Source organism: Chromobacterium aquaticum (assembly GCF_021129195.1).
Classification (GTDB): Bacteria; Pseudomonadota; Gammaproteobacteria; order Burkholderiales; family Chromobacteriaceae; genus Chromobacterium; species Chromobacterium aquaticum.
In genome coordinates this window covers 13,685-34,930 of the sequence record NZ_JAJOHW010000027.1, presented here as the reverse complement: position 1 = coordinate 34,930, position 21,246 = coordinate 13,685, and the positions used below count along the sequence as shown (strand labels likewise).

The window sequence follows — 21,246 nt, the reverse complement described above, 5'->3', positions numbered from 1 at the left end:
GCTCCGGCTGGCGCCGCCGCGATGCCGTCCGCCGCCAAGCTGGCCGCCGAAACCGGCGTGGACCTGTCCAAGGTGGCCGGTTCCGGCCGCGACGGCCGCGTGTTGAAGGAAGACGTGCAGGCCGCCAAGCAAGCCGCTCCGGCCCAGGCCGGTCCGGTGATCGGTTCCGGCGCCGCGCTGTCCGCCACCCCGGCCGCGGTCAATGTCGCCGCCATCCTGTCCGACCGTCCGGAACAGAGCGTGCCGATGTCCCGCCTGCGCCAGCGCGTGGCCGAGCGTCTGATCCTGTCGCAGCAGACCAACGCCATCCTCACCACCTTCAATGAAGTGAACATGAAGCCGGTGATGGACCTGCGCGCCAAGTACAAGGACCGCTTCGAGAAGGAGCACGGCATCAAGTTGGGCTTCATGGGCTTCTTCGTCAAGGCCGTGGTCGCCGCGCTGAAGAAATACCCCATCGTCAACGCCTCGGTGGATGGCAACAACATCATCTATCACGGCTACTTCGACATCGGCGTGGCCGTGGGCAGCCCGCGCGGCCTGGTGGTGCCGGTGATCCGCAACGCCGACCAGCTGAGCCTGGCCGACATCGAGAAGCAGATCTCCGAATTCGGCAAGCGCGCGCAGGAAGGCAAGCTGACCGTGGAAGAGCTGACCGGCGGCACCTACACCATCTCCAACGGCGGCACCTTCGGCTCGATGATGTCCACCCCCATCATCAACCCGCCGCAGTCCGCCATCCTGGGCATGCACGCCACCAAGGAGCGCGCCGTGGTTGAGAACGGTCAAGTGGTGGTGCGTCCGATGATGTATCTTGCCCAGTCCTACGACCACCGCATCATCGACGGCCGCGAAGCCGTGCTGAGCCTGGTGGCGATCAAGGACGCGATTGAAGATCCGGCCCGCCTGATCCTCGACTTGTAATCACCCGCGGCCGGGAGCGCGCTCCCGGCCTGTCTTGCGATGAATGGAGCTTGAATGCAGTTGCCCGACTGGTTTTACGGAATCGCCGCCATCCTGGCCGGCGTGGCCATAGGCTGGCTGACCTGGAAAAAACGCCGCAACGGCGTGCGCGAGGATCTGTACAGCCTGATCGGCAAAAGCATTCTCTGCCTATTCATGATCGCATTCGGCATTCTGCTGCTGAAGGTCGGCAAATAGACCCGGCAGCCGGCGGGCCGCGCGCCCGCCACCGACCAAGGAAAACAAGATGAGCCAATCGTTTGATGTAGTGGTGATCGGCGGCGGCCCCGGCGGCTATGTGGCTGCCATCCGCGCCGCCCAGCTGGGCTTCAACACCGCTTGTGTGGACGCGTTCAAGAATCCGGAAGGCAAGCCGTCGCTGGGCGGCACCTGCCTGAACGTGGGTTGCATTCCGTCCAAGGCGCTGTTGCAGTCGTCGGAAAACTTCCATGCGGTGCAGCACGACTTCGCCAAGCACGGCATCAGCGTGTCCGGCGCCAAGATGGACGTGGCGCAGATGATTGCGCGCAAGAGCGACATCATCACCAAGAACGCCGCCGGCATCAATTTCCTGTTCAAGAAGAACAAGGTCGCCAACATCCACGGCCTGGCCGCCTTCAAGGGCCGCCAGGGCGACAAGTGGCTGATCGAAGTCAGCGACGGCGGCAAGGTGGTGGACACCCTGGAAGCCAGCCACGTGATCGTGGCCACCGGCTCCAGCCCGCGCGCGCTGCCGGGCCTGGCTACTGACAACAAGCTGGTGTTGGACAATGAAGGCGCGCTGGCGCTGACCGAGGTGCCCAAGCGCCTGGGCGTGATCGGCGCAGGCGTGATCGGCCTGGAAATGGGCTCGGTTTGGAAGCGTCTGGGCGCGGAAGTCACCATCCTGGAAGCGATGCCGACCTTCCTCGCCGCCGCGGATCAACAGATCGCCAAGGAAGCCTTCAAGACCCTGACCAAGGACACCGGCCTCGACATCAAGCTGGGCGTCAAGATCGGCGAAGTGAAGGCCGGCAAGAAGAGCGTCACCGTCAATTACGAACTGAACGGCGAAGCGGTCAAGGCCGAGTTCGACAAGCTGATCGTGTCCATCGGCCGCGTGCCCAACACCCAGGGCCTGGGCGCGGACGTGGTGGGCCTGCAGCTGGACGAGCGCGGTTTCGTGGTGGTGGACGATCACTGCCACGCCAATCTGCCCAATGTCTGGGCGATCGGCGACGTGGTGCGCGGCCCGATGCTGGCGCACAAGGCGTCGGAAGAGGGCGTGGCCGTGGCCGAGCGCATCGCCGGCCAGAAGCCGCACGTGGACTTCGGCGTGATTCCGTGGGTGATCTACACTTCGCCTGAAATCGCCTGGGTCGGCAAGACCGAAGAGCAGCTGAAAGCCGAGGGCGTCGAGTACAAGAAGGGCAGTTCCGGCTTTGGCGCCAACGGCCGCGCGCTGGGCCTGGGCCAGGCGCAAGGCACGGTCAAGATCCTGGCTTGCGCCAAGACCGACCGCATCCTGGGCCTGCACATGATAGGCCCGATGGTGTCCGAGCTGGTCAGCGAAGGCGTGGTGTCGATGGAGTTCAAGGCCGCCAGCGAAGACCTGGCGCGCATTGTCCACGCCCACCCGTCCTTGTCGGAAGTGATACACGAAGCGGCGCTGGCCGCCGACAAGCGCGCTTTGCACGGCTAAGCGTTGGCCGGGTCGTGTACAATCGCGCACGGCTCGGCAAAACGGCCCCCTCGGGGGCCGATTGACGGAGTATGCGGCGGCGGCGCTTAGCCTGGGGGGTAAGCGCCGCGCGCCAGATACATTCAAGGTTTACAAGCGACTCAAAGAAATTGGGCGTCGGCCTCGGCCCGCCATCCATTTCTCCGAAAGGAAACCATAGATGAACCTGCACGAATACCAAGCGAAAGAGCTGCTGGCCAAGTACGGCCTGCCGGTGCAACAGGGCATTCTGGCCGCTACGCCGGAAGAAGCCGCTGCCGCTTATGACAAACTGGGCGGCAAATTCGCCGTCGTCAAGGCCCAGGTGCATGCCGGCGGCCGCGGCAAGGCCGGTGGCGTGAAAGTGGTGAAAAGCCGCGAAGAAGCCGCCGAAGTGGCCAAGGGCCTGATCGGCAAGAACCTGGTGACCTACCAGACCGACGCGGCCGGCCAGCCGGTGAACAGCGTGCTGGTGTGCGAAGACATGTACCCGGTGCAGCGCGAGCTCTACCTGGGTGCCGTGGTTGACCGCGGCAGCCAGCGCGTGGTGTTCATGGTGTCCACCGAAGGCGGCGTGGAAATCGAGAAGGTCGCCGAGGAAACCCCGGAAAAGATCATCAAGATCGAGGTCGATCCGCTGGTGGGCATGCAGCCGTTCCAGGCTCGCGACGCCGCGTTCGCGCTGGAATTGAAGGGCGAGCAGGTTGCCGCCTTCACCAAGCTGATGCTGGGTTCTTACAAGGCCTTCGTTGAAAACGACTTCGCGCTGTTCGAAGTGAACCCGCTGGCGCTGCGCGAAAACGGCCAGCTGGCCTGCGTGGACGGCAAGATCAACCTGGATTCCAATGCGCTGTACCGTCACCCGGAACTGCTGGCGCAACGCGACAAGAGCCAGGAAAACGAACGCGAAGTGAAGGCTTCCGAGTTCGACCTGAACTACGTGGCGCTGGAAGGCAATATCGGCTGCATGGTGAACGGCGCCGGCCTGGCGATGGCCACCATGGACATCATCAAGCTGAAGGGCGGCCAGCCGGCCAACTTCCTGGACGTGGGCGGCGGCGCCACCAAGGAGCGCGTGATCGAGGCGTTCAAGCTGATCCTGGCCGATACCTCGGTGCAGGGCGTGCTGATCAACATCTTCGGCGGCATCGTGCGTTGCGACATGATCGCCGAGGCCATCATCGCCGCGGTGAAGGAAGTGAACGTGACCGTGCCGGTAGTGGTGCGTCTGGAAGGCAACAACGCCGAGCTGGGCGCCAAGATCCTGGACGATTCCGGTCTGAAACTGACTTCCGCCCAGGGTCTGAACGACGCTGCCGAGAAGATCGTCGCCGCCGTCAAGGCCGCTGCCTGAGACCCGCACTGAGCTGAGGAATACAAAATGAGCGTATTGGTAAACAAAGACACCAAAGTGCTGGTGCAAGGCTTCACCGGCAAGAATGGCACTTTCCACGCCGAGCAGGCGCTGAAAGTGGGCACCAAGGTCGTAGGCGGCGTGACCCCGGGCAAGGGCGGTTCCGAGCACCTGGGCCTGCCGGTGTTCAACACCATGAAGGACGCCGTGCGTCAGACCCAGGCCGACGCCTCGGTGATCTACGTACCCGCGGCCTTCGCCAAGGATTCCATCCTGGAAGCCATCGACAGCGGCGTGAAGCTGATCGTCTGCATCACCGAAGGCGTGCCCACCCTGGACATGCTCTACGTGAAGAAGGCCGTCGACGAAGCCGGCATCCGCCTGATCGGCCCGAACTGCCCCGGCATCATCACCCCGGGCGAGTGCAAGATCGGCATCATGCCGTGGCACATCCACAACCCGGGCCGCATCGGCATCGTGTCCCGCTCCGGCACCCTGACCTATGAAGCCGTGGCGCAAACCACCGCTCTGGGCCTGGGCCAGTCCACTTGCATCGGCATCGGCGGCGACCCGATCCCGGGCACCAGCCACATCGACGCGCTGAAACTGTTCCAGGATGATCCGGACACCGACGCCATCGTGATGATCGGCGAAATCGGCGGTTCCGCCGAGGAAGAGGCGGCCGAGTTCGCCAAGTCCTACGTGATCAAGCCGGTAGTCGGCTACATCGCCGGCGTCACCGCGCCCAAGGGCAAGCGCATGGGCCACGCGGGCGCCATCATCTCCGGCGGCAAGGGCACGGCGGAAGAGAAGTTCAAGGCCTTCGAGAAGGCCGGCATCGCCTACACCCGCAGCCCGGCGGAAATCGGCAAGACCATGTTCGAGTTGCTGAAAAGCAAGGGCATGATCTAAGAAGCGGTTCACGATCTGCTGCGCTTGCTCTAGCGCGCGAGATCGTGGATGGATTCTAAGGCCGCAAACAAAACACCCCTGGCTGGCCAGGGGTGTTTTTTTATGCGCCGCCGTTCAGGCGTAGCGCGCGCAGACGCGGTCGAAAGGCGGCCGGTAGCGCGGATTGACGTAGGGCGCCACCAGGTAAAGCAGGCTGCGGCAGCCATCCTTCACCATGCGCTCCAGCTCACTGGGCGTGGCGGAATGCTTGAGCGTGGTCACCCAGCCGGTCTGCACCATCTGGAAATGCTGGACCAGATGAGCCAACTGCTTGTCGTCGCCCTGCAGCACTTCCTGTTCGCGCAAGCGGGCGAACAGCTGGGCCAGCTTGCCGGCCAACTGGCCGCGCGATAGCTGCTGGTGGTTTTCCGCCAGTTCCGGGTGCAAGTAGTACAGGCTGGGCATGCTCTTGGGCAGGAAGCGGAAGCTCCAGATGTGGCGCAGCGTTTTTTCCATCGCGCCCACCATCGCTTCTATCGAGTTGCTGTGCTTGAGCGCGGCGGACAGTTGTTCCGCCATGCCCTTGACGTAGCGCTGGTACAGCTCGCTGATGATCTCTTCCTTGTTGCGGAAGTGATAGTAGAGCTTGCCGGTGCTGATATTCATCCGCTCGGCGATATGGTTGGTGGTGATGACGCGCTCGCCCTCCTGATTGAACAGCTGCAGGCTGGCGTCGATGATGTGCTGAAAGGTTTGCGACCGCTCGCCGCTCTTACTCATATTGGCCCCTTTCTCTCGAATATCCGGGCGCTGACAGCCTTAAGCCGGCGCGCCCAGGCGCAAGTATCGCTCAAATCCGGGTGAAATTGTCACCATTAGGGCAAATTGTCGACGTTTTGTGGCGCTTCGACGTAGAAGAGCGCGTATCTGCATGATTTAAGGTGGGGCTTGATCGCAAATGCATGCCTCCCTCTGCTATTTGATTTAAAACATGCTCAAATATTTAAATACATTGTTATTTTTAACAATGCATGACATCTCGTATGACGGATAATAAGGCTTTTATCAGCAACGGCTTATCATGCGCTCCATCCGTCACAAGCTCACGCTGCTGACAGCGGTGTCCATTCTGGTCGCCACGCTCAGCATCACCATCACCGCCTGCCTGAATATCCGTTCCCACGCCTACCAAGAAGCGGAGCGCGAGATCAACCAGGTCGCCCAACTACAGGGCGGCTTCGTATCCGAATGGCTATCGGTCCGCAAGAACCTGATCAGCGCCAGCCTCAGCCACGCCGACGACGCGCAGGTCAGCTACTACCTGCAGCAGCTGGCCAAGGGCGGTGGCTTCAATGTGATCTATGCTGGCAACGGCGTCACCGGCGACATGAAGTATTCGGTGCCGGGGCGTCCCAAGCCCAGCGCCGACTATCAGCCGGCGCAGCGCCCGTGGTTCCAGCAGTCCAAGGCCCAGGACGGCCTGATCGTCACTGATCCATACAAGGACTCGGAGCCGGAAACCAAGGACAAGCTGGTGATCACCATCGCCGACAAGGTCAAGGGCCAGGAGATCGTGGTGGGCGGCGACATCTTGATCGACAAGCTGGTCAAGTCGGTGCTGGACATCAAGCTGGCCGGCAAGGGCCATGCCTTCCTGCTGACCAAGCAAGGCAAGATCATCGCCTATCCCAAGCCGGGCAATGAGCTCAAGCCCATCGGCAGCGTGATTCCGGCGCTGGACGAGGCCGCGTTCGCCAGCCTGCTGCAAAGCGATCAGGCCAAGAGCGTGGAGATAGACGGCGGCGCCTATATGGTGGCCTTGCGTCCGATCGCCGGTTCCGACTGGGTGATGGGCGTGGCCGCGGACGAAGACGTGATCTCCTCCCAGGTCAACGGCATCATCTGGCTGATCGCCGGCGCCGTCGCCATCGTGTTGGTGGTGATGCTGACCTTCAGCTCCGCCTATCTGGGCCGTCTGCTCAAGGGCCTGTTCCAGGTGCGCGACGCGATGCGCGAGATTTCCCAGGGCGAAGGCGATCTGACCCGCCGCATCGAAGTGGCCGGCGAAGACGAAGTGGCGCAGACCGCCGAAGCCTTCAACCAGTTCGTGCAGCGCCTGAACGGCATGTTCCGCGAACTGCGCGACGAAGCCGGGCAGCTGACCCAGGGCGTGATCGAAGTCAGCGGCGCGGTGAAGCGTCTGGCCGACGATTCCCACGTGCTGGCGGATATTTCCAGCTCCAACGCGGCGGCGATCGAAGAAGTGACGGTGAGCATTTCCCACATTGCCGACGCCACCCGCGAAACCGACAGCCTGGCGCGCAATACCGGCGAGCATTCGCGCGAGAGCGCCAACGATATGCAGCGCATCAGCAGCGAAATGTCGCGCACCAGCGAATCGGTGGGCGAGCTGTCCAGCTTGCTGGCCTCGCTGGAACAGCGCTCGCAGGAGATTTCCAAGATCACCAATGTGATCCGCGACATTGCCGACCAGACCAATCTGTTGGCCTTGAACGCGGCGATAGAAGCCGCGCGCGCCGGCGAACAGGGCCGCGGCTTCGCGGTGGTGGCCGATGAAGTGCGCAAGCTGGCCGAGCGCACCGGCCAGGCCACGGTGGAAATCAGCCAGATGGTGGAAAACATCCTGGGCGAAACCGGCAAGGCGGTGCAGAACATGAACACCACGGTCGGCGCGGTGGACGCCAGCGTGGACCTGACCGGCCAGGCGCGCGCGCGGCTGACCGCGATCGGCGACGCGATGCAGCAGGTGATAGACAAGATCGGCGACGTGGCGCTATCCACCAGCGAGCAGCACAACGCCACCACGGCGATGGCGCAGAGCACCGAGTCGATCAACAATCAGATCATCGACTCCGACGCCGCGCTGCAATCGGCGATGCAGACCTTGAGCGCCTTGAACGAGCTGGCGCGCGGGATGCAGAGCACCTTCAACCGCTTCCGTCTCTAAATCAGAGGATTGTCCGCGTAAGGAAACTCTTGCGTGGCCGCATGGTCAGTCATTCAACGCCGGTTCCGTTCAGGAGCCGGCGTTTTGTTATGCTATCGATAATGAAAACGGGGATTGAAGGATTTCGGATGAAGAGATGGATGATGATGTCGGCGCTGCTATTGACCGCCTGCGGCACTTTCCCGACCCAAGAAGGCTATGCGCAAAAGGCGTACTACTGGCAGGGCCGCGATGTGAACCAACTATTGGCGGAGTGGGGCGCGCCGCAGAAAACCCTGAAGATGCCCAACGGCAATATGCTTTACACCTATAGCAAGGAATTCACCCAGCGCGAGCCGCTGCGCGAAAACCGCGTGTACGAGCCGGGCGCCAAGGTGAGCTACAACGAGAACGGCCAGACCAAGACCATAGAAACGCCGGGGCGCTGGGTCAGCTCCGGCATGGTGGGCGGCGGCTCCACCCATTACAGCTGCACCACCAATTTCGTGGTCAATCCCAAGAGCCAGCTGGTGGAAACCGTCAGTTTCGACGGTAATAACTGCGTGGCGGTGCCACGGCAGTGAGTTCCGGCCCCGCCTGCGGCGGGGCTGCGGAGATTTAGAGCATGTTCGCGATCTCGACGGCTCGCGCCGCGGATCGTAAGCGATTCTTAGAGCCTGTTCAAAGTCTCGCGAGCAAGGGCGAGACAAGGCGAAAACGAGCGAAAAAGCGGAATGTACAGGTGGTACATGAGCATTTTGAGCTCGGTTTCAACGCCGTATCGCTGAAGCGCAGCAGACTTTGAACAGGTTCTTAGATTGAGGCTCCGATTCCTATCGCTCAACCCAACAGGGGACACACCTTGAAAACGCACCTGATGCTTGCCGCCATCCTGGCGGGTTTCGCCGGCCACGCCATGGCGGAAGACGTAGTGGTTTACAGCGCTCGCGCCGAGCAGTTGGTCAAGCCCATCATCGAGGCTTACAAGAAGGAAACCGGCGTCAACATCAAGCTGGTGTCGGACAAGGAAGGTCCGCTGATGGAGCGCCTGCGCGCCGAGGGCGGCAACAGCCCGGCCGATCTGCTGCTGACCGTGGACGCGGGCAATCTGTGGCAGGCCGCCAAGATGGGGCTGCTCAAGCCGGTGAAGTCGCCGCTGCTGGACGCCAATATTCCGTCCTATCTGCGCGACCCGGGCAATGAGTGGTACGGCCTGTCCATCCGCGCGCGCACCATTTTCTACAACACCCAGAAAGTGAAGCCGGGCCAACTGTCCAGCTACGCCGACCTGGCCGACCCCAAGTGGAAGGGCAAGCTGTGCCTGCGCACGTCCAAGAAGGTCTACAACCAGTCGCTGGTGGCGATGATGCTGGCCGATCTGGGCCCGGCCAAGACCGAGAAAGTGGTCAAGGGCTGGGTGGATAATCTGGCCACTCGGGAATTCCCGGACGACACCAAGATGCTGGAAGCCATCGCCGCCGGCCAGTGCGAGGTGGGCATCGCCAACACCTATTACTACGGCCGCCTGATGGAAAAATCGCCCAAGCTGCCGCTGGGCATTTTCTGGGCCGACCAGGCGGGCAAGGGCACCCATGTGAACATCTCCGGCGCCGGCGTGGTCAAGCACGCCAAGAACGAAAAGGGCGCGCTGAAGTTCCTGGAATGGCTGTCCAGCGCCAAGGCGCAGAATATGTTCGCCGACGTGAACATGGAATTCCCGGTCAACCCCAAGGTCAAGCCTGACGCCAGCGTGGCCGCCTGGGGCGAGTTCAAGCACAGCTACATCAATGTCGCCAACGCCGGCGCGCGCCAGGCGGAGGCGGTGAAGCTGATGGACCGCGTAGGCTACAAGTAAGCCGCGGCGGGCCGTCTGCCCGCATTTTTTTACAGCCTGTCGGGCACCAAAGTCCCGGCAGGCTGTCTTTGCTTGTTTCCCCGCGTTTTTGACATGGTTTCTCCGCCGATGATTCGTTTCTTGTCGCCGTGGCGCGGCCTGGCTTTCGGCATCAGCCTGCTGACCGTCGTGCCGCTGCTGGTGATGCTGTGCTCGTTGCTGGCGCCGGACTGGGAGGTGTGGCGGCATCTATACGATTACACCTTGCCGGAGCTATTGCTCAACACCTTGTATCTGATAGGCGGCGTCGGCGCCGGCGTGCTGCTGCTGGGCGTGCCGCTGGCCTGGCTGACCGCGGTGCACGACTTCCCCGGCCGCCGTTTTTTCCATTGGGCGCTGATGCTGCCGCTGGCGATGCCGGCCTATGTGCTGGCGTTTTCGCAGCTGGGCCTGTTCGATTTCACCGGTCCCTTGCAAAGCTGGCTGCGCGAGCGTTTCGGCGATTCGTCCTGGGTGCCGAATATCCGTTCCACGCCGGGCGTGATCCTGGTGATGTCGCTGGCCTTCTACCCCTATGTCTATCTGCTGGCGCGCAACGCCTTCGCCAGCATGGGCCGGCGCGCGCTGGAGGTGGGGCAGTCGCTGGGCCTGTCGCGCTGGCAGGGCTTCCGCCGCGTGGCGCTGCCGATGGCGCGGCCGTGGATCGCCGGCGGCCTGATGCTGGCCTTGATGGAAACGCTGGCCGATTTCGGCACCGTGGCCATCTTCAATTTCGACGCTTTCACTTCGGCCATCTACAAGGCCTGGTTCAGCCTGTTCTCCTTGCCGGCGGCCAAGCAGCTGGCGTCCTTGCTGGTGTTGATGGTGCTGCTGCTGCTGTGGCTGGAGCAGCGCTCGCGCGGCCGCCGCGCCTATACCCAGGCCGGCAAGGCGGCGCCGCTGCCGCGCTTGCGGCTGGATGGCGCGGCCGGTTGGCTGGCCGCCGCCGCCTGCGCGCTGGTGCTGACGCTGGCTTTCGCGCTGCCCTTCGGCCAGTTGTTGGTCTGGGCCGGCGCCCACTTGGCCGAGGACCTGGACGCGGACTTCCTCGGCCATGTCGCCAACTCGCTGCTGCTGGCCTTGCTGGCCGCCGGCCTGGTGGCCTTGACCGCCTTGCTGCTCAGCTACGCGGCTCGGCGCGAGCCCTCGCGCTGGACCCGGCTGTGGAGCCGGCTGGCGACGCTGGGCTACGCGGTGCCGGGCACGGTGCTGGCGGTGGGGGTGTTCGTGCCCATCGCCTGGCTGGACAACCGCTTGCTGGACTGGCTGCGGCCCTGGCTGGCGCCGGACGCCAGCGCGGTGATCAAGGGCACTTTGCTGGTGCTGATGCTGGCCTATGTGGCGCGCTTCCTCGCGGTCGGCCATTCCGCGGTGGACACGGCGATGCACCGCATCAGCCGCAGCCAGGAGGAGGCGGCGCGCAATATGGGCTATAGCGGCCTGCGCCTGCTGACGCGGCTGCATCTGCCGCTATTGCGCGGCGGTCTGTTCACCGCGGTGCTGATGGTGTTCGTCGACGTGATGAAGGAGATGCCGATCACCTTGATGACCCGGCCTTATGGCTGGGACACGCTGGCGGTGAGGATTTTCAATTTGACCACCGAGGGCGAATGGGAGCGCGCGGCCTTGCCGGCGGTGGCCATCGTGCTGGCCGGCCTGCTGCCGGTGTGGGTGTTGTCGCGGCAGAAGGATGCGGTCTGAGATGAAGCGTATGAATGAACAAGCCTTGCTGGAGTTCGACCTGGTCAGCCACAAGTACGGCGAGAGCCGGGTGGTGGACAATATGAGTTTCGGCTTGCAGGCCGGGGAGATCGCCTGCCTGCTGGGCAGTTCCGGCTGCGGCAAGACCACGGTGTTGCGTTGCATTGCCGGTTTCGAGAAGCTGCTGGGCGGCGAAATCCGGCTCAATGGCCAGGTGATCAGCTCTTTCCGCGAACAGCTGCCGGCGCATCAGCGCCGCATCGGCATGGTGTTCCAGGATTACGCGCTGTTTCCGCACCTGACCGTGGCCGGCAATGTCGGTTTCGGTCTGGACGCCTTGCCCAAGAGCCAGCGCGCGACGCGGGTGGCGGAAGTGCTGGAGGTGGTGGGCCTGGCGGAGTGGGCGCGGCGCTACCCGCACGAATTGTCCGGCGGCCAGCAGCAGCGGGTGGCGCTGGCGCGCGCCTTGGCGCCCAGGCCCAGCCTGCTGTTGCTGGACGAGCCGTTTTCCAATCTGGACGTGGATTTGCGCGAGCGCTTGTCGCGCGAGGTGCGCGATATCCTGAAAAGCCAGGGCGCCACCGCCATCATGGTGACCCATGACCAGAACGAGGCCTTCGCCATCGCCGACCGCGTCGGCGTGATGCAGCAGGGCCGGCTATTGCAGTGGGACACGCCGTATCGGCTTTACCACGAGCCGGCCACGCGCTATGTCGCCGATTTCATCGGTCAGGGCGTGTTCCTGTCCGGCAAGGTGACCGGACCGCGCTGCGTGGCGCTGGAGATAGGCGAATTCTGCGGCATCGTGCCCTTGCAGTTCGAGACCGGAGACGAGGTGGATGTGCTGGTGCGGCCCGACGATGTGGTGCACGACGATGTCAGCCCGACGCGGGCGCGGGTCAGCGCCAAGGTGTTCCGCGGCGCCGAGTTTCATTACACCTTGACGCTGCCGTCCGGCCAGCGGGTGCTGGCCCAGGTGCCCAGCCATCACGACCACGCGCTGGGCGAGTCGATAGGCATCCGGCTGGAGCTGGATCATTTGATCGCTTTTCCGCGCTCGGGAGCGGGAGGCGGCTGACCAGGGCCGGTGAACGGGAAGGGCGGGAAAAAACGGGGGCAAGCAGCAGGCAAAACCGATCAAGAGGTTTTGCCCATTCTTTGCGGGTCAGGCTCAGCGTTCCAGTATCGCCTTGCGATGACGGCGGAACACCCATTTTTCCCACAGCAGGTGGGTGGCTTCGTCGAAAGCGCCGCTGATGTCGGCGCAGATCAGATAGTTGCCGTTTTCGCCCGGCGTCACCGTGAGGATGCGGGCGGCGAGAAACAGCAGCAGCGCGGAGTCGGGATTGGGGCAGAGCGCCAGCAGCACCGGCTCGCTGCCGTGATTGGCGTGTTCGCTGAGCCAGGCCACGCTGTTCAGGCCCAGCCGGCACGGCGTCAGCGCCGGCCGTTCCGGATGGCGCGACAGCAGCGCTACCTCCAGCGCCAGGTCCAGCTTGGCTTCCAGCCGCACCAGCATCGGGTCGGCTTCGGGCAGGGTCTCGGTGGGCGCTGCCAGCACCCGCAGCGCCAGCCGGGTTTCGCGCTCCAGCCGCGCCGGACAGACCCCGCCAGGCAGCGGCTGTACCGAGAACGGCAGTTCGGCGTCGAAGCTGGCGCTGCCCAGTTCAGGAAATAAGCTCATCGGTCGGCTCCCGCGGCGTGTTCGTTCAGTGGTACAGGTTCAGGATGCGGTCCAGCCCGCCGTGGTTGATGGCGATGTCGGCCTGGGCGCGCACCACCGGCTTGGCGTGCACCGCGACGCCGACGCCGGCTTCGGCCAGCATCTGCAAATCGTTGGCGCCGTCGCCCATCGCCAGCACCTGTTCCGGCTTCAGGCCCAGCGCCTCGCGTTGCTGGATCAGCAGCCGCTTCTTGGCGGCGGCGTCGACGATGGGCCCGCGCACCCGGCCGGTCAGCGCGCCGTTTTCCACTTCCAGCTGGTTGGCGTGGGCAAAGTCCAGGCCCAGTTCGGCTTTCAGCCTGTCGGTGAAGAAGGTGAAGCCGCCGGAGACCAGCATGAACTTGACGCCGTGGCGCTTGCAGGCGGCCAGCAGCGCCTCGGCGCCCGGCATCAGCCGGACTCTTTCACGATAGACCTGTTCCAGCGCGCTTTCAGGCAGCCCGCGCAGCAGCGCCACCCGCTCCGCCAGCGAGGCGGCGAAGTCCAGCTCGCCGCGCATCGAGCGTTCGGTGATGGCGGCCACCTGCGGCTTGAGGCCGTTGAGATCGGCGATTTCGTCTATGCACTCTATGGTGATCAGCGTGGAGTCCATATCCGACACCAGCAGGCCGAAATCGGCGAAACTGCGGCCGGCTTCGACATAGGCGCCGTCATAGCCCCATTGCTCGCACAGCGCCAGCGTCGCGGCCCGTTGCGCCGGCGCCGCGCCGCGCAGGCGCGCGACGCTGGGGCTGGGATGATCCATATGGGTGGCCTCGGCGAGGTGGGCCAGTTCATGCAGATGATGCGGGTCCAGCGCGTCGGCTTGGACCACCAGGGTGTAGGCAGGGCTCATGGCGTGGCGGGTCAATGCGTGTCGGAACCGGCATTATGCCACGCCGCGCCGCTCAACGTTCCGCCCAGCGCCGCAGCCACGCGTCCACGGACAGCAGGCCGGGGCCGAAGGCGAGCACGGTGGCGATCAGCATGCCCCAGTAGTAATGGAATTCGCGGGTGGCCTCGGTCAGCCCCGGGTAGCTGATCACCGCCACCGCGTTGAGGATGAACAGGCCGGCGGCGGCGAAGCGCGCGCCCAGGCCCAGCGCCAGCAGCGCGGACAGGCCCAGTTCGCCGGCGGTGGCCAGCAGCGCGGCGATGGCGGGCGGCAGCAGCGGCACGTGGTATTCCTCGGTGAACAGCAGCAGGGTGGTGTCCCAGTCGTCTATCTTGGTCAGGCCGGATTTGAAGAACACATTGGCGATCCACAGCCGGAACAGCAGCAAGAGCAGCGGTTGCAGCAGATCGCCGCCGCGTATCAGCCAGCGATAGGGTGTGTTGAGGCGGGAGCAGGTCAAGGGGTTCATGGCGGGTGTCTCCTGTGTGTTGAGTATGGTTCAGCAGTGGCGGATGGCAAATCGTGGGCGTGAGTATCCCCTCCATGCCCGCAAGCTTGGATGAGATTCGGTGCTCAGGGTTTAAGCGTGTTTACAGTGTGAGGTCCTGGATCAGGCGCTGCTGGAACAGCCGCAGCAGGCCGGCCTGCAGGTCGAAGTCCGCTTCGGCGGCCAGCGCCTGTTCCACCGCGCTCTCCAGCGTCGCGCCGTCGAGGAAGGCTTGCAGCAGCGCGGCCAGGCCGGGACCGACGATTTCGACTTGAACCCTGCCCTGAAGGCGGTAGACCAGCGTCGCCTCCGGCTGCCGGTGCAGGTCCACGTCCAGTTCCACCGGCTGGCGTTGGTGTGCCAGCCAGATCGACGCCGCCGGCCAGCGGCTGAGCAGGGCGGCGACATCGGGCAGCGGCCGCAGTCTGAGCTCGCCCCAGCGCTGTTGCGGGAAGGCGGCCAGCGCGGCGCTGTCCACTGGCGCGGCGTCGGCGGCGTAGTAGGCGCGGTGGACCCGCCATTCCAGCCGCGCGACATCGGCCAGATAAGGCAGTTCGCGCGCGTGTTCGAAGCCGGCGATGAAGTCGCCGAAGCCGGCGCCGTATAGATGCAGATTGCCGCTTTGCGACGGATGGCCGCCGATGAAGGCGCGGGCCAGGCCGGTGAAGAAGTCCTCGCCCACCAGTTGGCGGCAGACCGGATAGATGAAGGCCAGGGTGTCGATCAGCCCCACCCGGTAATTGTTGCGGTAGACCGCGAGGCCGGCCGGGTTCAGCGCCGGCGCCGCTTCCACCGCGCGCGCCGGATCGGCGATCTGTTCCAGCAGTTCCGCCTGCCAATCAGACCAGTTCATGCGCGGCCTCCAGGATGGCCTGAGCCTTGGCGGCCTCGCCGCGCAAGGTGGCCAGCGGCGGAATTTCCAGATCCCATTCGATCAAGGTGGGCCGCGGGCCCAGCCGGGCGATGGCTTCGCGGTACAGCTGCCAGACGCCGTCGTGCACCGGCTGGCTGTGAGTGTCCACCAGCATGCCTTCGCGTTCGCTGTAGCCGGCCAGGTGGATTTCGCCTATCGCCGCCGCCGGCAGCGCGTCCAGCACCGCGTCGGTGTCCACGCCCAGGTTGACGCGGTTGACGTAGAGATTGTTGATGTCCAGCAGGATGCCGCAGCCGGTGCGGCGCACCAGTTCGGCCAGGAACTCGCCCTCGTGCATCTCGTTGCCGGGGAACTCCAGATAGCTGGACAGGTTTTCCAGCAGGATGGGCCGGCCCAGCGCGTCCTGGGTTTCCGCGACGTGGCCGGCGATCACCGCCAGCGATTCGCGGGTGTAGGGAATGGGCAGCAGATCGTTGACGAAGCGGTTGGCGGAATGATTGAAGGACAGGTGTTCCGATACCGCAGCGGGCTGCATCGCGTCCACCAGCCGCTTGAGCGCGGCCAGGTGAGTCGGGTCCGGGCGCGCGGCCGAGCCCAAGCCCAGGCCGACGCCGTGCAGCGACAGCGGCCAACAGGCGGCCACCTCATGCAGCATGCTCCATGGCATGCCGCCGTCGAAGAAGTTCTCGCTGTGCACTTCCACCCAGCCCAGGTCCGGGCGGCTGTCCAGCGCTTCGCGGTAATGCGGGGCGCGCAGGCCGATGCCGCAGACCGCGGGAAGCTTGGTTTTCATCGTCATTCCCTTCGATGCGCAGCTCCGGACGGCTGGTCCGGCGGCGCGATCAAGATTGCTTGGGCGGCGGCGTGGTGCTGCCGCCCAGGCCCTCGCAAGTCCCCTTGGGCACGCTGTGCCACTCATTGGGGTCGTTGTCCACCTTGGCTTCACCGGCGCAATAATGGGCGCCGTCGGCGGAGGCGCAATCGTTCTTGCCGGCCGGGGTGACGCCATAGCATTTTTCCTTGGGCTGAGGCGCGTCCTCGGCCTGGGCCGAGGCGGCGACGCCCAGCGCGATGACGGCGCCGACGGCGGAGGCAAGCAGTTTGCGGGTGGTGTTCATGTCAGTCTCCTGTGGGGATGTGCGGGCCGGCCCTTGGTGGGTTTTAAGACCGGCGTTTGGCAAACCTCGCTGAGACTACATGGATTTGAAATTTGTTCTTTCAGATTTCGTTCAGATTCCGGCCGGAGCGCGGCTGCCGCGCTCCGGTCGGGTCCGGCTTACTTCTTAGGCGCGGAGCTGCCGCCCATTTTTTCGCAGCTGCCCTTGGCCACGTATTTCCAGTCGCCCGGGTCCTTGTCCATCTTGGCCTGGCCGGCGCAGGAATGGGCGCCGGTGGCGGACGCGCAGTCGTTCTTGCCGGCCTGGGCGATGCCGTAGCACTTCTCTTTGTCGGCGGCGGCGGCCGGCGCGGACGCCAGCGCGCCGAAGGCTACAACGGCGCCGAGAGCGGAGGCGATCAGGGTTTTGCTGGTACTCATGGTGTTTCTCCTGTTTAACGGCTTGAGGCCGAAAATTGATGGTGCGGATTATAAACGAGCCCGTGTTTCCCGCCCTTGCTTTCACTGGGGCGGACATGGGTTGAGTCGGGGGCCTTGCCGGCTTCTTACACTGTAGATGCGAATTTTTTGATTCGCCGCGCCGCCTGGCCGCCCTTCTTGCCGGTAAGTCGGCATCAAGGCGGTTTCATTACGGCGGAGCGCGATTTTTTCTTGCGGGAGGAGCGAGGGGGCAGGGGAGGCGGATAAGGATTGGGCCCAGAAGGGCCCGGCAAGTTCAGCGGATATTGGTAACCTTATGTGTCTGCACCGACAAGCGCCAGCGCGGGTGCGCCATGCAGTAGGCGATGGCGGCACGGGTATTGGCGGCCAGCTCCGGTCCATCCATCGGTTGCAGATAGAAGGTGTCGAAGTCCAGGTGCTCCACCGTTTCCGGCAGCTGCGTCGCCTGCGGATAGACCAGCTTCAACTCATCGCCGCTTTGCAGCAGCAGCTCCGCGCCGGCCTTGGGGCTGACGCAGATCCAGTCCAGCCCAGGCGGCGCGGCCACGGTGCCATTGGTTTCCACCGCCACCTCGAAGCCGCGGCGGTGCAGTTCGGCGATCAGCTCGGCGTCCAGTTGCAGCAAGGGCTCGCCGCCGGTGCACACCACATAGGGTACGCCGCCGGCGCCGGCCGGCCATTCGGCGGCGATGCGTTCGGCCAGCGCCGCCGCGCTGTTGAATTTGCCGCCGTCCGGGCCGACGCCGACGAAGTCGGTGTCGCAGAACTGGCAGACCGCCTTGGCGCGGTCCTGCTCGCGGCCGGACCACAGATTGCAGCCGGAGAAGCGGCAGAACACCGCGGCGCGGCCGGCTTGGCGGCCTTCGCCCTGCAGCGTGTAGAAGATTTCCTTGACCGTGTAAGTCATCACAGCGCGTTCTCTAAATGTAATGAAGGGACAGGCTTGGAACGTGTTTACGATCTTGCGAGCTAAGGCGAGACAAGGCGAAAACGAGCGAAAAAGCGGAATGTACACGTGGTACATGAGCACTGAGCTTGGTTTCAACGCCCATTTCTATCCATCCCGCCGACGCGCAGCAGATCGTAAACAGGTTCTTACAGCAGCGGCCAGCGCATATCGTCGTGGAACATCAGCGATACGCCGCGCTGTTCCTGTTCCATCAGGTCGATGCGCGCCAGTTCCGGCACCAGCGGCGCTAGATGGGCATGCACCCATTCCGCCACCGAGGCGCTGTCGCCGCCGCGCACGCCGCTGAGCCGGTCCAGCGGATTGTGGTCCAGCTGGCGGTAGATGGGCTTGAAGCGGTCCTTGACGTCGCCGAAGTCCAGCAGCCAGCCCATGGTCTGGTCCAGCTTGCCGGTCAACATCAGCCGGACCAGATAGCTGTGGCCGGTGTAGGCGCCCTGATCGTTGAAAGGACGGGCGCTTTCGAAGCGCTGTTCCTTCCAGATGCGGAAGCGTTGGCCGTCGAACTGGCTGCCGGCGCTATGGGTTTCGCGCACCTCTACCCAGGCCAGGCCCGGCAGGGTGTCGGCCAGCCGCTGGTATAGCCATTGCGCCAGCACTTCGCTGGTGGGGTTGTCCAGGCCGGCGATGTCGTTGAGGTAACGGTGATTGAGTTCGCCGAACAGCGGCAGCCAGGCGGCTTCCAGCCGCGCGTGGTCGCTGAGTCCGGCGTCGGCGGCCAGGCGCACGCCGAAACCGTGGCCGTGCAGACGGCCGCATTTGTGGCCAGCCGGCACATGAGGCAGTTGATGGGCGGCTTCGAACTGCACCTGTATCCAGTTAAAGGCGATGTCGCCGTCCAGCGTCACGCCGCGCTGCGGCGAGCTTTGCAGGCTCAGCGCCGCCGGGCAGGGCAGCGCCGCGCGCAGATGGGCGGCCAGCGCCAAGTCGTCGCACTGGGCCAGTTGGCGGTTCAGATCGGCGTAGTCCAGCGGCGCGACGGCGGCGTCCAGCGCCGCTTGCAGCCGCTCGTGGCCGGGATATTGGGCGTCGGCGCGGGCGATGACGCGGAAGCTGTGGCCGTGCGGGCGCGCGGTGCGGTCGGGCGCGCCGGCCACCTGCCGGGCGGCTTCGAAGCGGGCTCCGGAAATCAGGCTGGAGGTATGCATGTCAGCTCTCCGCGCGGGTTTGGCAGCGGACGATCAGCGGGTCGGGCACGCCGGCATCGGCGAAACCCTTGGCGCGCAGTTCGCAAGACGCGCAGCGGCCGCAGGGCGGCACCTGTCCGTTGTAACAGGTGTGGCTCCAGGCCAAGGCGTCCATCGCGCCAACTTGTTGCGCCAAAGCCACGGTTTCCGCCTTGGACAGATACATCAGCGGCGCGTGTAGCTCCACCCGGCTGTCCATGCCCAGGCGCAGCGCCACTTCCAGCGCCTTGAGGGTGTTTTCGCGGCAATCGGGGTAGCCGGAGTAGTCGGTCTGGGCCACGCCGGTGACCAGGTGGCGCGCGCCGCGGGTATAGGCCAGCGCGGCGGCGAAGGTCAGGAACACCAGGTTGCGCCCCGGCACGAAGGTGTTGGGCAGCGCGTCGTCGTCGCGGGCGCCGTCTTCCGGCGCGATGTCGGCGTCGGTCAGCGCGTTGCCGCCGATGGCGGCGAAGGTGTCTATCGGCAACACGGTCTGGCGCACGCCGGCCAGTTCGGAGATCTTGCGCGCGCAGTCCAGTTCGACGCGGTGGCGCTGGCCGTAGTCGAAGGTGACGGCCTCGACATTGCCGCGACCGAAGGTGCGCAGGGCCCAATACAGGCAGGTGGTGGAATCCTGGCCGCCCGAGAGGACGACCAGAGCCTTTTCAGGAGTCTGGTTCATGGTGTTCGCCATTCGATAAACAGTCGAAGGTTGGGATGCGGAGCCGGGCGCGGCGCGGGCCTGCCGGCATGTCGCCTGCCTGGATCGGTCTCACCAAGCAGGGCAACCCATTACTTTAACCTAGAACAAGCCATTTGATGAAGCGTGCCAAAAAACAGACAGCCGCGGATTTTCTGTCGGCGGGCTGGCTTTTCTTGATTGAAATCATCTCTTTGTCATGTATTTAATGACTTTCGCATTCGAAATATGTATGCGGCCATTTCAATAACACGTGATGACAAAGGAGTGGAACGGCTGAAAACCTTCCGTTTGGCGGCTTTGACCGCGGCGGTGGGGCTGCCGCTTCCGCCATGGAGAAAATCAATGAAGAAACTGTTGCCGATTCCGTTGTTCGTGATGGCTCTGGGGAGCGGCCTGGTCCAGGCGCATGATCTGCAGGTGAGCGTGGCCAAGCAGCAGGCCGCGGTGGCGGCGGATCAGGATGTCGAGGTGGTGCTGAATTACCGCAATACCGGCAAGGAGACCTTGCATATCTACAAGTGGTATCTGCCGGGCAAGGATTTGCAGGAACAGATTTTCGAAGTCAGCCGCGACGGCAAGCCGGTGAACTATCTGGGGCCGCGCTACAAGCGGGTGACGCCCACCATCAAGGACACCGTGGCGCTGGCGCCGGGCGCTTCGCTGAGCGTCAAGGTCAAGGTGTCCGACTACTATGACATGTCGCAAAGCGGCCGCTTCGACGTGCGCTTCCAGGCTGCCAGCTCCCGCGTGCTGAACCGCGCCGCGCCGCAGCTGAACGCCAAGATCGCCTCCGGCGCGGAAGCCGCCGCTGTCGCCGACGAGGTGCTGAGCTCGAATACCGCCAGCGTGTCGGTGGCCGGCCGCAGCAGCAAGCTGCTGAAACAGTCGCTGGACGCGCAACGCGAATGGTCCATCCTCAGCCGCAAGGCCGCCGCTTCCAGCGTCAGCTACGCGGCCAATTGCTCGGTGAACCAGCAGAGCCAGACCAATGGCGGCGTCAGCGCGGCCATCGGCATGGCCAATGATTCGGTCAGCTATCTGTCCGGTTCCCCGTCCGGCACGCCGCGCTACACCACTTGGTTCGGCCAGTATTCTCAGGCCAACTGGAATACCGCCAAGTCGCACTACGTCAGCATCAAGGACGCGCTGGACACCAAGCCGATCAGCATCGATTGCGGTTGCACCCAGGGCGGCACCTATGCCTACGTCTATCCGTCGCAGCCGTACAAGATCTATCTGTGCGGCGCGTTCTGGAGCGCGCCGACCAGCGGCACCGACTCCAAGGGCGGCACCCTGGTGCATGAGCTGTCCCACTTCACCGTGGTGGCGGGGACCAGCGATCACGTCTACGGCCAGACCGGCGCCAAGAACCTGGCGAAAACCAATCCGACCCAGGCCTTGAACAATGCGGACAGCCACGAATACTTCGCCGAGAACACCCCGGCGCAGCAATAAGCTTGCCCTTG

22 protein-coding genes are annotated in these 21,246 nt (G+C 64.3%); 11 read left to right on the top strand and 11 right to left on the bottom strand.

The features are described 5' to 3' along the window. The 5 genes from odhB to sucD all read left to right on the top strand — a co-directional run. Window positions 1-924, top strand: a 924-nt coding sequence (gene odhB, locus LQT98_RS04785; protein ID WP_231461315.1) for a 2-oxoglutarate dehydrogenase complex dihydrolipoyllysine-residue succinyltransferase, incomplete at its 5' end; no start/stop codon positions are given. Between the two features lie 54 nt (window positions 925-978). Further along, the gene (locus tag LQT98_RS04780; RefSeq protein ID WP_048411385.1) at window positions 979-1,161 is read left to right on the top strand and encodes a hypothetical protein; all 183 of its coding nucleotides are present in this window, start codon (window positions 979-981) and stop codon (window positions 1,159-1,161) included. 49 nt (window positions 1,162-1,210) lie between these two features. Then, window positions 1,211-2,644, top strand: a complete 1,434-nt coding sequence (gene lpdA / locus LQT98_RS04775; protein ID WP_048411386.1) for a dihydrolipoyl dehydrogenase — start codon at window positions 1,211-1,213, stop codon at window positions 2,642-2,644. Between the two features lie 199 nt (window positions 2,645-2,843). Next, a complete protein-coding gene (gene sucC, locus LQT98_RS04770; RefSeq protein ID WP_048411387.1) occupies window positions 2,844-4,016 on the top strand; it encodes an ADP-forming succinate--CoA ligase subunit beta in 1,173 nt (390 codons plus the stop codon). A gap of 27 nt (window positions 4,017-4,043) precedes the next feature. Next, window positions 4,044-4,928, top strand: a complete 885-nt coding sequence (gene sucD, locus LQT98_RS04765) for a succinate--CoA ligase subunit alpha (RefSeq protein ID WP_231461314.1) — start codon at window positions 4,044-4,046, stop codon at window positions 4,926-4,928. Between the two features lie 114 nt (window positions 4,929-5,042). On the opposite strand, the gene LQT98_RS04760 is transcribed toward sucD, so the two are convergent. Next, window positions 5,043-5,687, bottom strand: a complete 645-nt coding sequence (locus LQT98_RS04760; RefSeq protein WP_053074534.1) for a TetR/AcrR family transcriptional regulator — start codon at window positions 5,685-5,687, stop codon at window positions 5,043-5,045. 301 nt (window positions 5,688-5,988) lie between these two features. Here LQT98_RS04760 and LQT98_RS04755 point away from each other — a divergent pair, with 301 nt between their 5' ends. The 5 genes from LQT98_RS04755 (at window position 5,989) to LQT98_RS04735 (ending at window position 12,506) form a co-directional block, all read left to right on the top strand. Continuing rightward, complete coding sequence (locus LQT98_RS04755; RefSeq protein ID WP_048411388.1) at window positions 5,989-7,875, top strand: methyl-accepting chemotaxis protein; 1,887 nt, start codon at window positions 5,989-5,991, stop codon at window positions 7,873-7,875. Window positions 7,876-8,003: 128 nt separating this feature from the next. After that, window positions 8,004-8,438 (top strand): hypothetical protein, encoded by a 435-nt coding sequence (locus LQT98_RS04750; RefSeq protein ID WP_082151160.1) that lies wholly within the window; start codon window positions 8,004-8,006, stop codon window positions 8,436-8,438. A gap of 278 nt (window positions 8,439-8,716) precedes the next feature. After that, a complete protein-coding gene (locus LQT98_RS04745; RefSeq protein WP_048407775.1) occupies window positions 8,717-9,709 on the top strand; it encodes an extracellular solute-binding protein in 993 nt (330 codons plus the stop codon). A gap of 108 nt (window positions 9,710-9,817) precedes the next feature. Further along, window positions 9,818-11,428, top strand: a complete 1,611-nt coding sequence (locus LQT98_RS04740; RefSeq protein ID WP_231461313.1) for an ABC transporter permease — start codon at window positions 9,818-9,820, stop codon at window positions 11,426-11,428. A gap of 1 nt (window position 11,429) precedes the next feature. Continuing rightward, on the top strand, window positions 11,430-12,506 hold the full coding sequence (locus LQT98_RS04735) for an ABC transporter ATP-binding protein (RefSeq protein WP_231461312.1): 1,077 nt from the start codon (window positions 11,430-11,432) through the stop codon (window positions 12,504-12,506). A gap of 93 nt (window positions 12,507-12,599) precedes the next feature. Here LQT98_RS04735 and LQT98_RS04730 read toward each other — a convergent pair whose 3' ends face one another. The 10 genes from LQT98_RS04730 to queC all read right to left on the bottom strand — a co-directional run bounded on the left by LQT98_RS04730 (window position 12,600) and on the right by queC (window position 19,759). Beyond that, the gene (locus tag LQT98_RS04730) at window positions 12,600-13,112 is read right to left on the bottom strand and encodes a hypothetical protein (protein WP_231461311.1); all 513 of its coding nucleotides are present in this window, start codon (window positions 13,110-13,112) and stop codon (window positions 12,600-12,602) included. A gap of 25 nt (window positions 13,113-13,137) precedes the next feature. Beyond that, window positions 13,138-13,986, bottom strand: coding sequence for a phosphoserine phosphatase SerB (serB, locus tag LQT98_RS04725; RefSeq protein WP_231461310.1), 849 nt, complete (start codon window positions 13,984-13,986; stop codon window positions 13,138-13,140). A 52-nt stretch (window positions 13,987-14,038) separates the two neighbouring features. Beyond that, window positions 14,039-14,494, bottom strand: a complete 456-nt coding sequence (locus tag LQT98_RS04720; protein ID WP_048407780.1) for a DoxX family protein — start codon at window positions 14,492-14,494, stop codon at window positions 14,039-14,041. A gap of 121 nt (window positions 14,495-14,615) precedes the next feature. Next, window positions 14,616-15,365 carry an HvfC/BufC N-terminal domain-containing protein gene (locus LQT98_RS04715; protein ID WP_231461309.1) on the bottom strand — a complete coding sequence of 250 codons (750 nt, stop codon included), beginning with the start codon at window positions 15,363-15,365 and terminating at the stop codon, window positions 14,616-14,618. Next, window positions 15,352-16,179: an MNIO family bufferin maturase gene (gene bufB / locus LQT98_RS04710; RefSeq protein WP_231461308.1), complete on the bottom strand. Its 828-nt coding sequence runs from the start codon at window positions 16,177-16,179 to the stop codon at window positions 15,352-15,354. The genes LQT98_RS04715 and bufB overlap by 14 nt, the downstream gene beginning before the upstream one ends. 49 nt (window positions 16,180-16,228) lie before the next feature. Further along, the gene (locus LQT98_RS04705; protein ID WP_231461307.1) at window positions 16,229-16,504 is read right to left on the bottom strand and encodes a BufA1 family periplasmic bufferin-type metallophore; all 276 of its coding nucleotides are present in this window, start codon (window positions 16,502-16,504) and stop codon (window positions 16,229-16,231) included. A gap of 158 nt (window positions 16,505-16,662) precedes the next feature. Next, complete coding sequence (locus LQT98_RS04700; protein WP_231461306.1) at window positions 16,663-16,923, bottom strand: BufA1 family periplasmic bufferin-type metallophore; 261 nt, start codon at window positions 16,921-16,923, stop codon at window positions 16,663-16,665. 295 nt (window positions 16,924-17,218) lie between these two features. After that, the gene (queE, locus tag LQT98_RS04695; protein ID WP_231461305.1) at window positions 17,219-17,851 is read right to left on the bottom strand and encodes a 7-carboxy-7-deazaguanine synthase; all 633 of its coding nucleotides are present in this window, start codon (window positions 17,849-17,851) and stop codon (window positions 17,219-17,221) included. Window positions 17,852-18,039: 188 nt separating this feature from the next. Continuing rightward, window positions 18,040-19,059 carry a 6-pyruvoyl trahydropterin synthase family protein gene (locus LQT98_RS24250; RefSeq protein WP_331282525.1) on the bottom strand — a complete coding sequence of 340 codons (1,020 nt, stop codon included), beginning with the start codon at window positions 19,057-19,059 and terminating at the stop codon, window positions 18,040-18,042. A 1-nt stretch (window position 19,060) separates the two neighbouring features. Further along, the gene (gene queC / locus LQT98_RS04680) at window positions 19,061-19,759 is read right to left on the bottom strand and encodes a 7-cyano-7-deazaguanine synthase QueC (RefSeq protein ID WP_048407786.1); all 699 of its coding nucleotides are present in this window, start codon (window positions 19,757-19,759) and stop codon (window positions 19,061-19,063) included. 363 nt (window positions 19,760-20,122) lie between these two features. On the opposite strand from queC, the gene LQT98_RS04675 reads away from it, so the two are divergent. Further along, window positions 20,123-21,235 (top strand): M35 family metallo-endopeptidase, encoded by a 1,113-nt coding sequence (locus LQT98_RS04675; protein WP_231461304.1) that lies wholly within the window; start codon window positions 20,123-20,125, stop codon window positions 21,233-21,235. The last annotated feature ends 11 nt before the right edge of the window (window positions 21,236-21,246 follow it).

Coding starts and splice junctions, on each gene's coding strand:
- LQT98_RS04700 (WP_231461306.1), bottom strand. CDS start 16,923: ATGAGTACCAGCAAAACCCTGATCGCCTCCGCTCTCGGCGCCGTTGTA.
- LQT98_RS04730 (WP_231461311.1), bottom strand. CDS start 13,112: ATGAGCTTATTTCCTGAACTGGGCAGCGCCAGCTTCGACGCCGAACTG.
- lpdA (WP_048411386.1), top strand. CDS start 1,211: ATGAGCCAATCGTTTGATGTAGTGGTGATCGGCGGCGGCCCCGGCGGC.
- LQT98_RS04735 (WP_231461312.1), top strand. CDS start 11,430: ATGAAGCGTATGAATGAACAAGCCTTGCTGGAGTTCGACCTGGTCAGC.
- serB (WP_231461310.1), bottom strand. CDS start 13,986: ATGAGCCCTGCCTACACCCTGGTGGTCCAAGCCGACGCGCTGGACCCG.
- queE (WP_231461305.1), bottom strand. CDS start 17,851: ATGACTTACACGGTCAAGGAAATCTTCTACACGCTGCAGGGCGAAGGC.
- LQT98_RS04740 (WP_231461313.1), top strand. CDS start 9,818: ATGATTCGTTTCTTGTCGCCGTGGCGCGGCCTGGCTTTCGGCATCAGC.
- bufB (WP_231461308.1), bottom strand. CDS start 16,179: ATGAAAACCAAGCTTCCCGCGGTCTGCGGCATCGGCCTGCGCGCCCCG.
- LQT98_RS04675 (WP_231461304.1), top strand. CDS start 20,123: ATGAAGAAACTGTTGCCGATTCCGTTGTTCGTGATGGCTCTGGGGAGC.
- LQT98_RS04715 (WP_231461309.1), bottom strand. CDS start 15,365: ATGAACTGGTCTGATTGGCAGGCGGAACTGCTGGAACAGATCGCCGAT.
- LQT98_RS04750 (WP_082151160.1), top strand. CDS start 8,004: ATGAAGAGATGGATGATGATGTCGGCGCTGCTATTGACCGCCTGCGGC.
- LQT98_RS04755 (WP_048411388.1), top strand. CDS start 5,989: ATGCGCTCCATCCGTCACAAGCTCACGCTGCTGACAGCGGTGTCCATT.
- sucC (WP_048411387.1), top strand. CDS start 2,844: ATGAACCTGCACGAATACCAAGCGAAAGAGCTGCTGGCCAAGTACGGC.
- LQT98_RS24250 (WP_331282525.1), bottom strand. CDS start 19,059: ATGCATACCTCCAGCCTGATTTCCGGAGCCCGCTTCGAAGCCGCCCGG.
- LQT98_RS04780 (WP_048411385.1), top strand. CDS start 979: ATGCAGTTGCCCGACTGGTTTTACGGAATCGCCGCCATCCTGGCCGGC.
- sucD (WP_231461314.1), top strand. CDS start 4,044: ATGAGCGTATTGGTAAACAAAGACACCAAAGTGCTGGTGCAAGGCTTC.
- LQT98_RS04760 (WP_053074534.1), bottom strand. CDS start 5,687: ATGAGTAAGAGCGGCGAGCGGTCGCAAACCTTTCAGCACATCATCGAC.
- LQT98_RS04720 (WP_048407780.1), bottom strand. CDS start 14,494: ATGAACCCCTTGACCTGCTCCCGCCTCAACACACCCTATCGCTGGCTG.
- queC (WP_048407786.1), bottom strand. CDS start 19,759: ATGAACCAGACTCCTGAAAAGGCTCTGGTCGTCCTCTCGGGCGGCCAG.
- LQT98_RS04705 (WP_231461307.1), bottom strand. CDS start 16,504: ATGAACACCACCCGCAAACTGCTTGCCTCCGCCGTCGGCGCCGTCATC.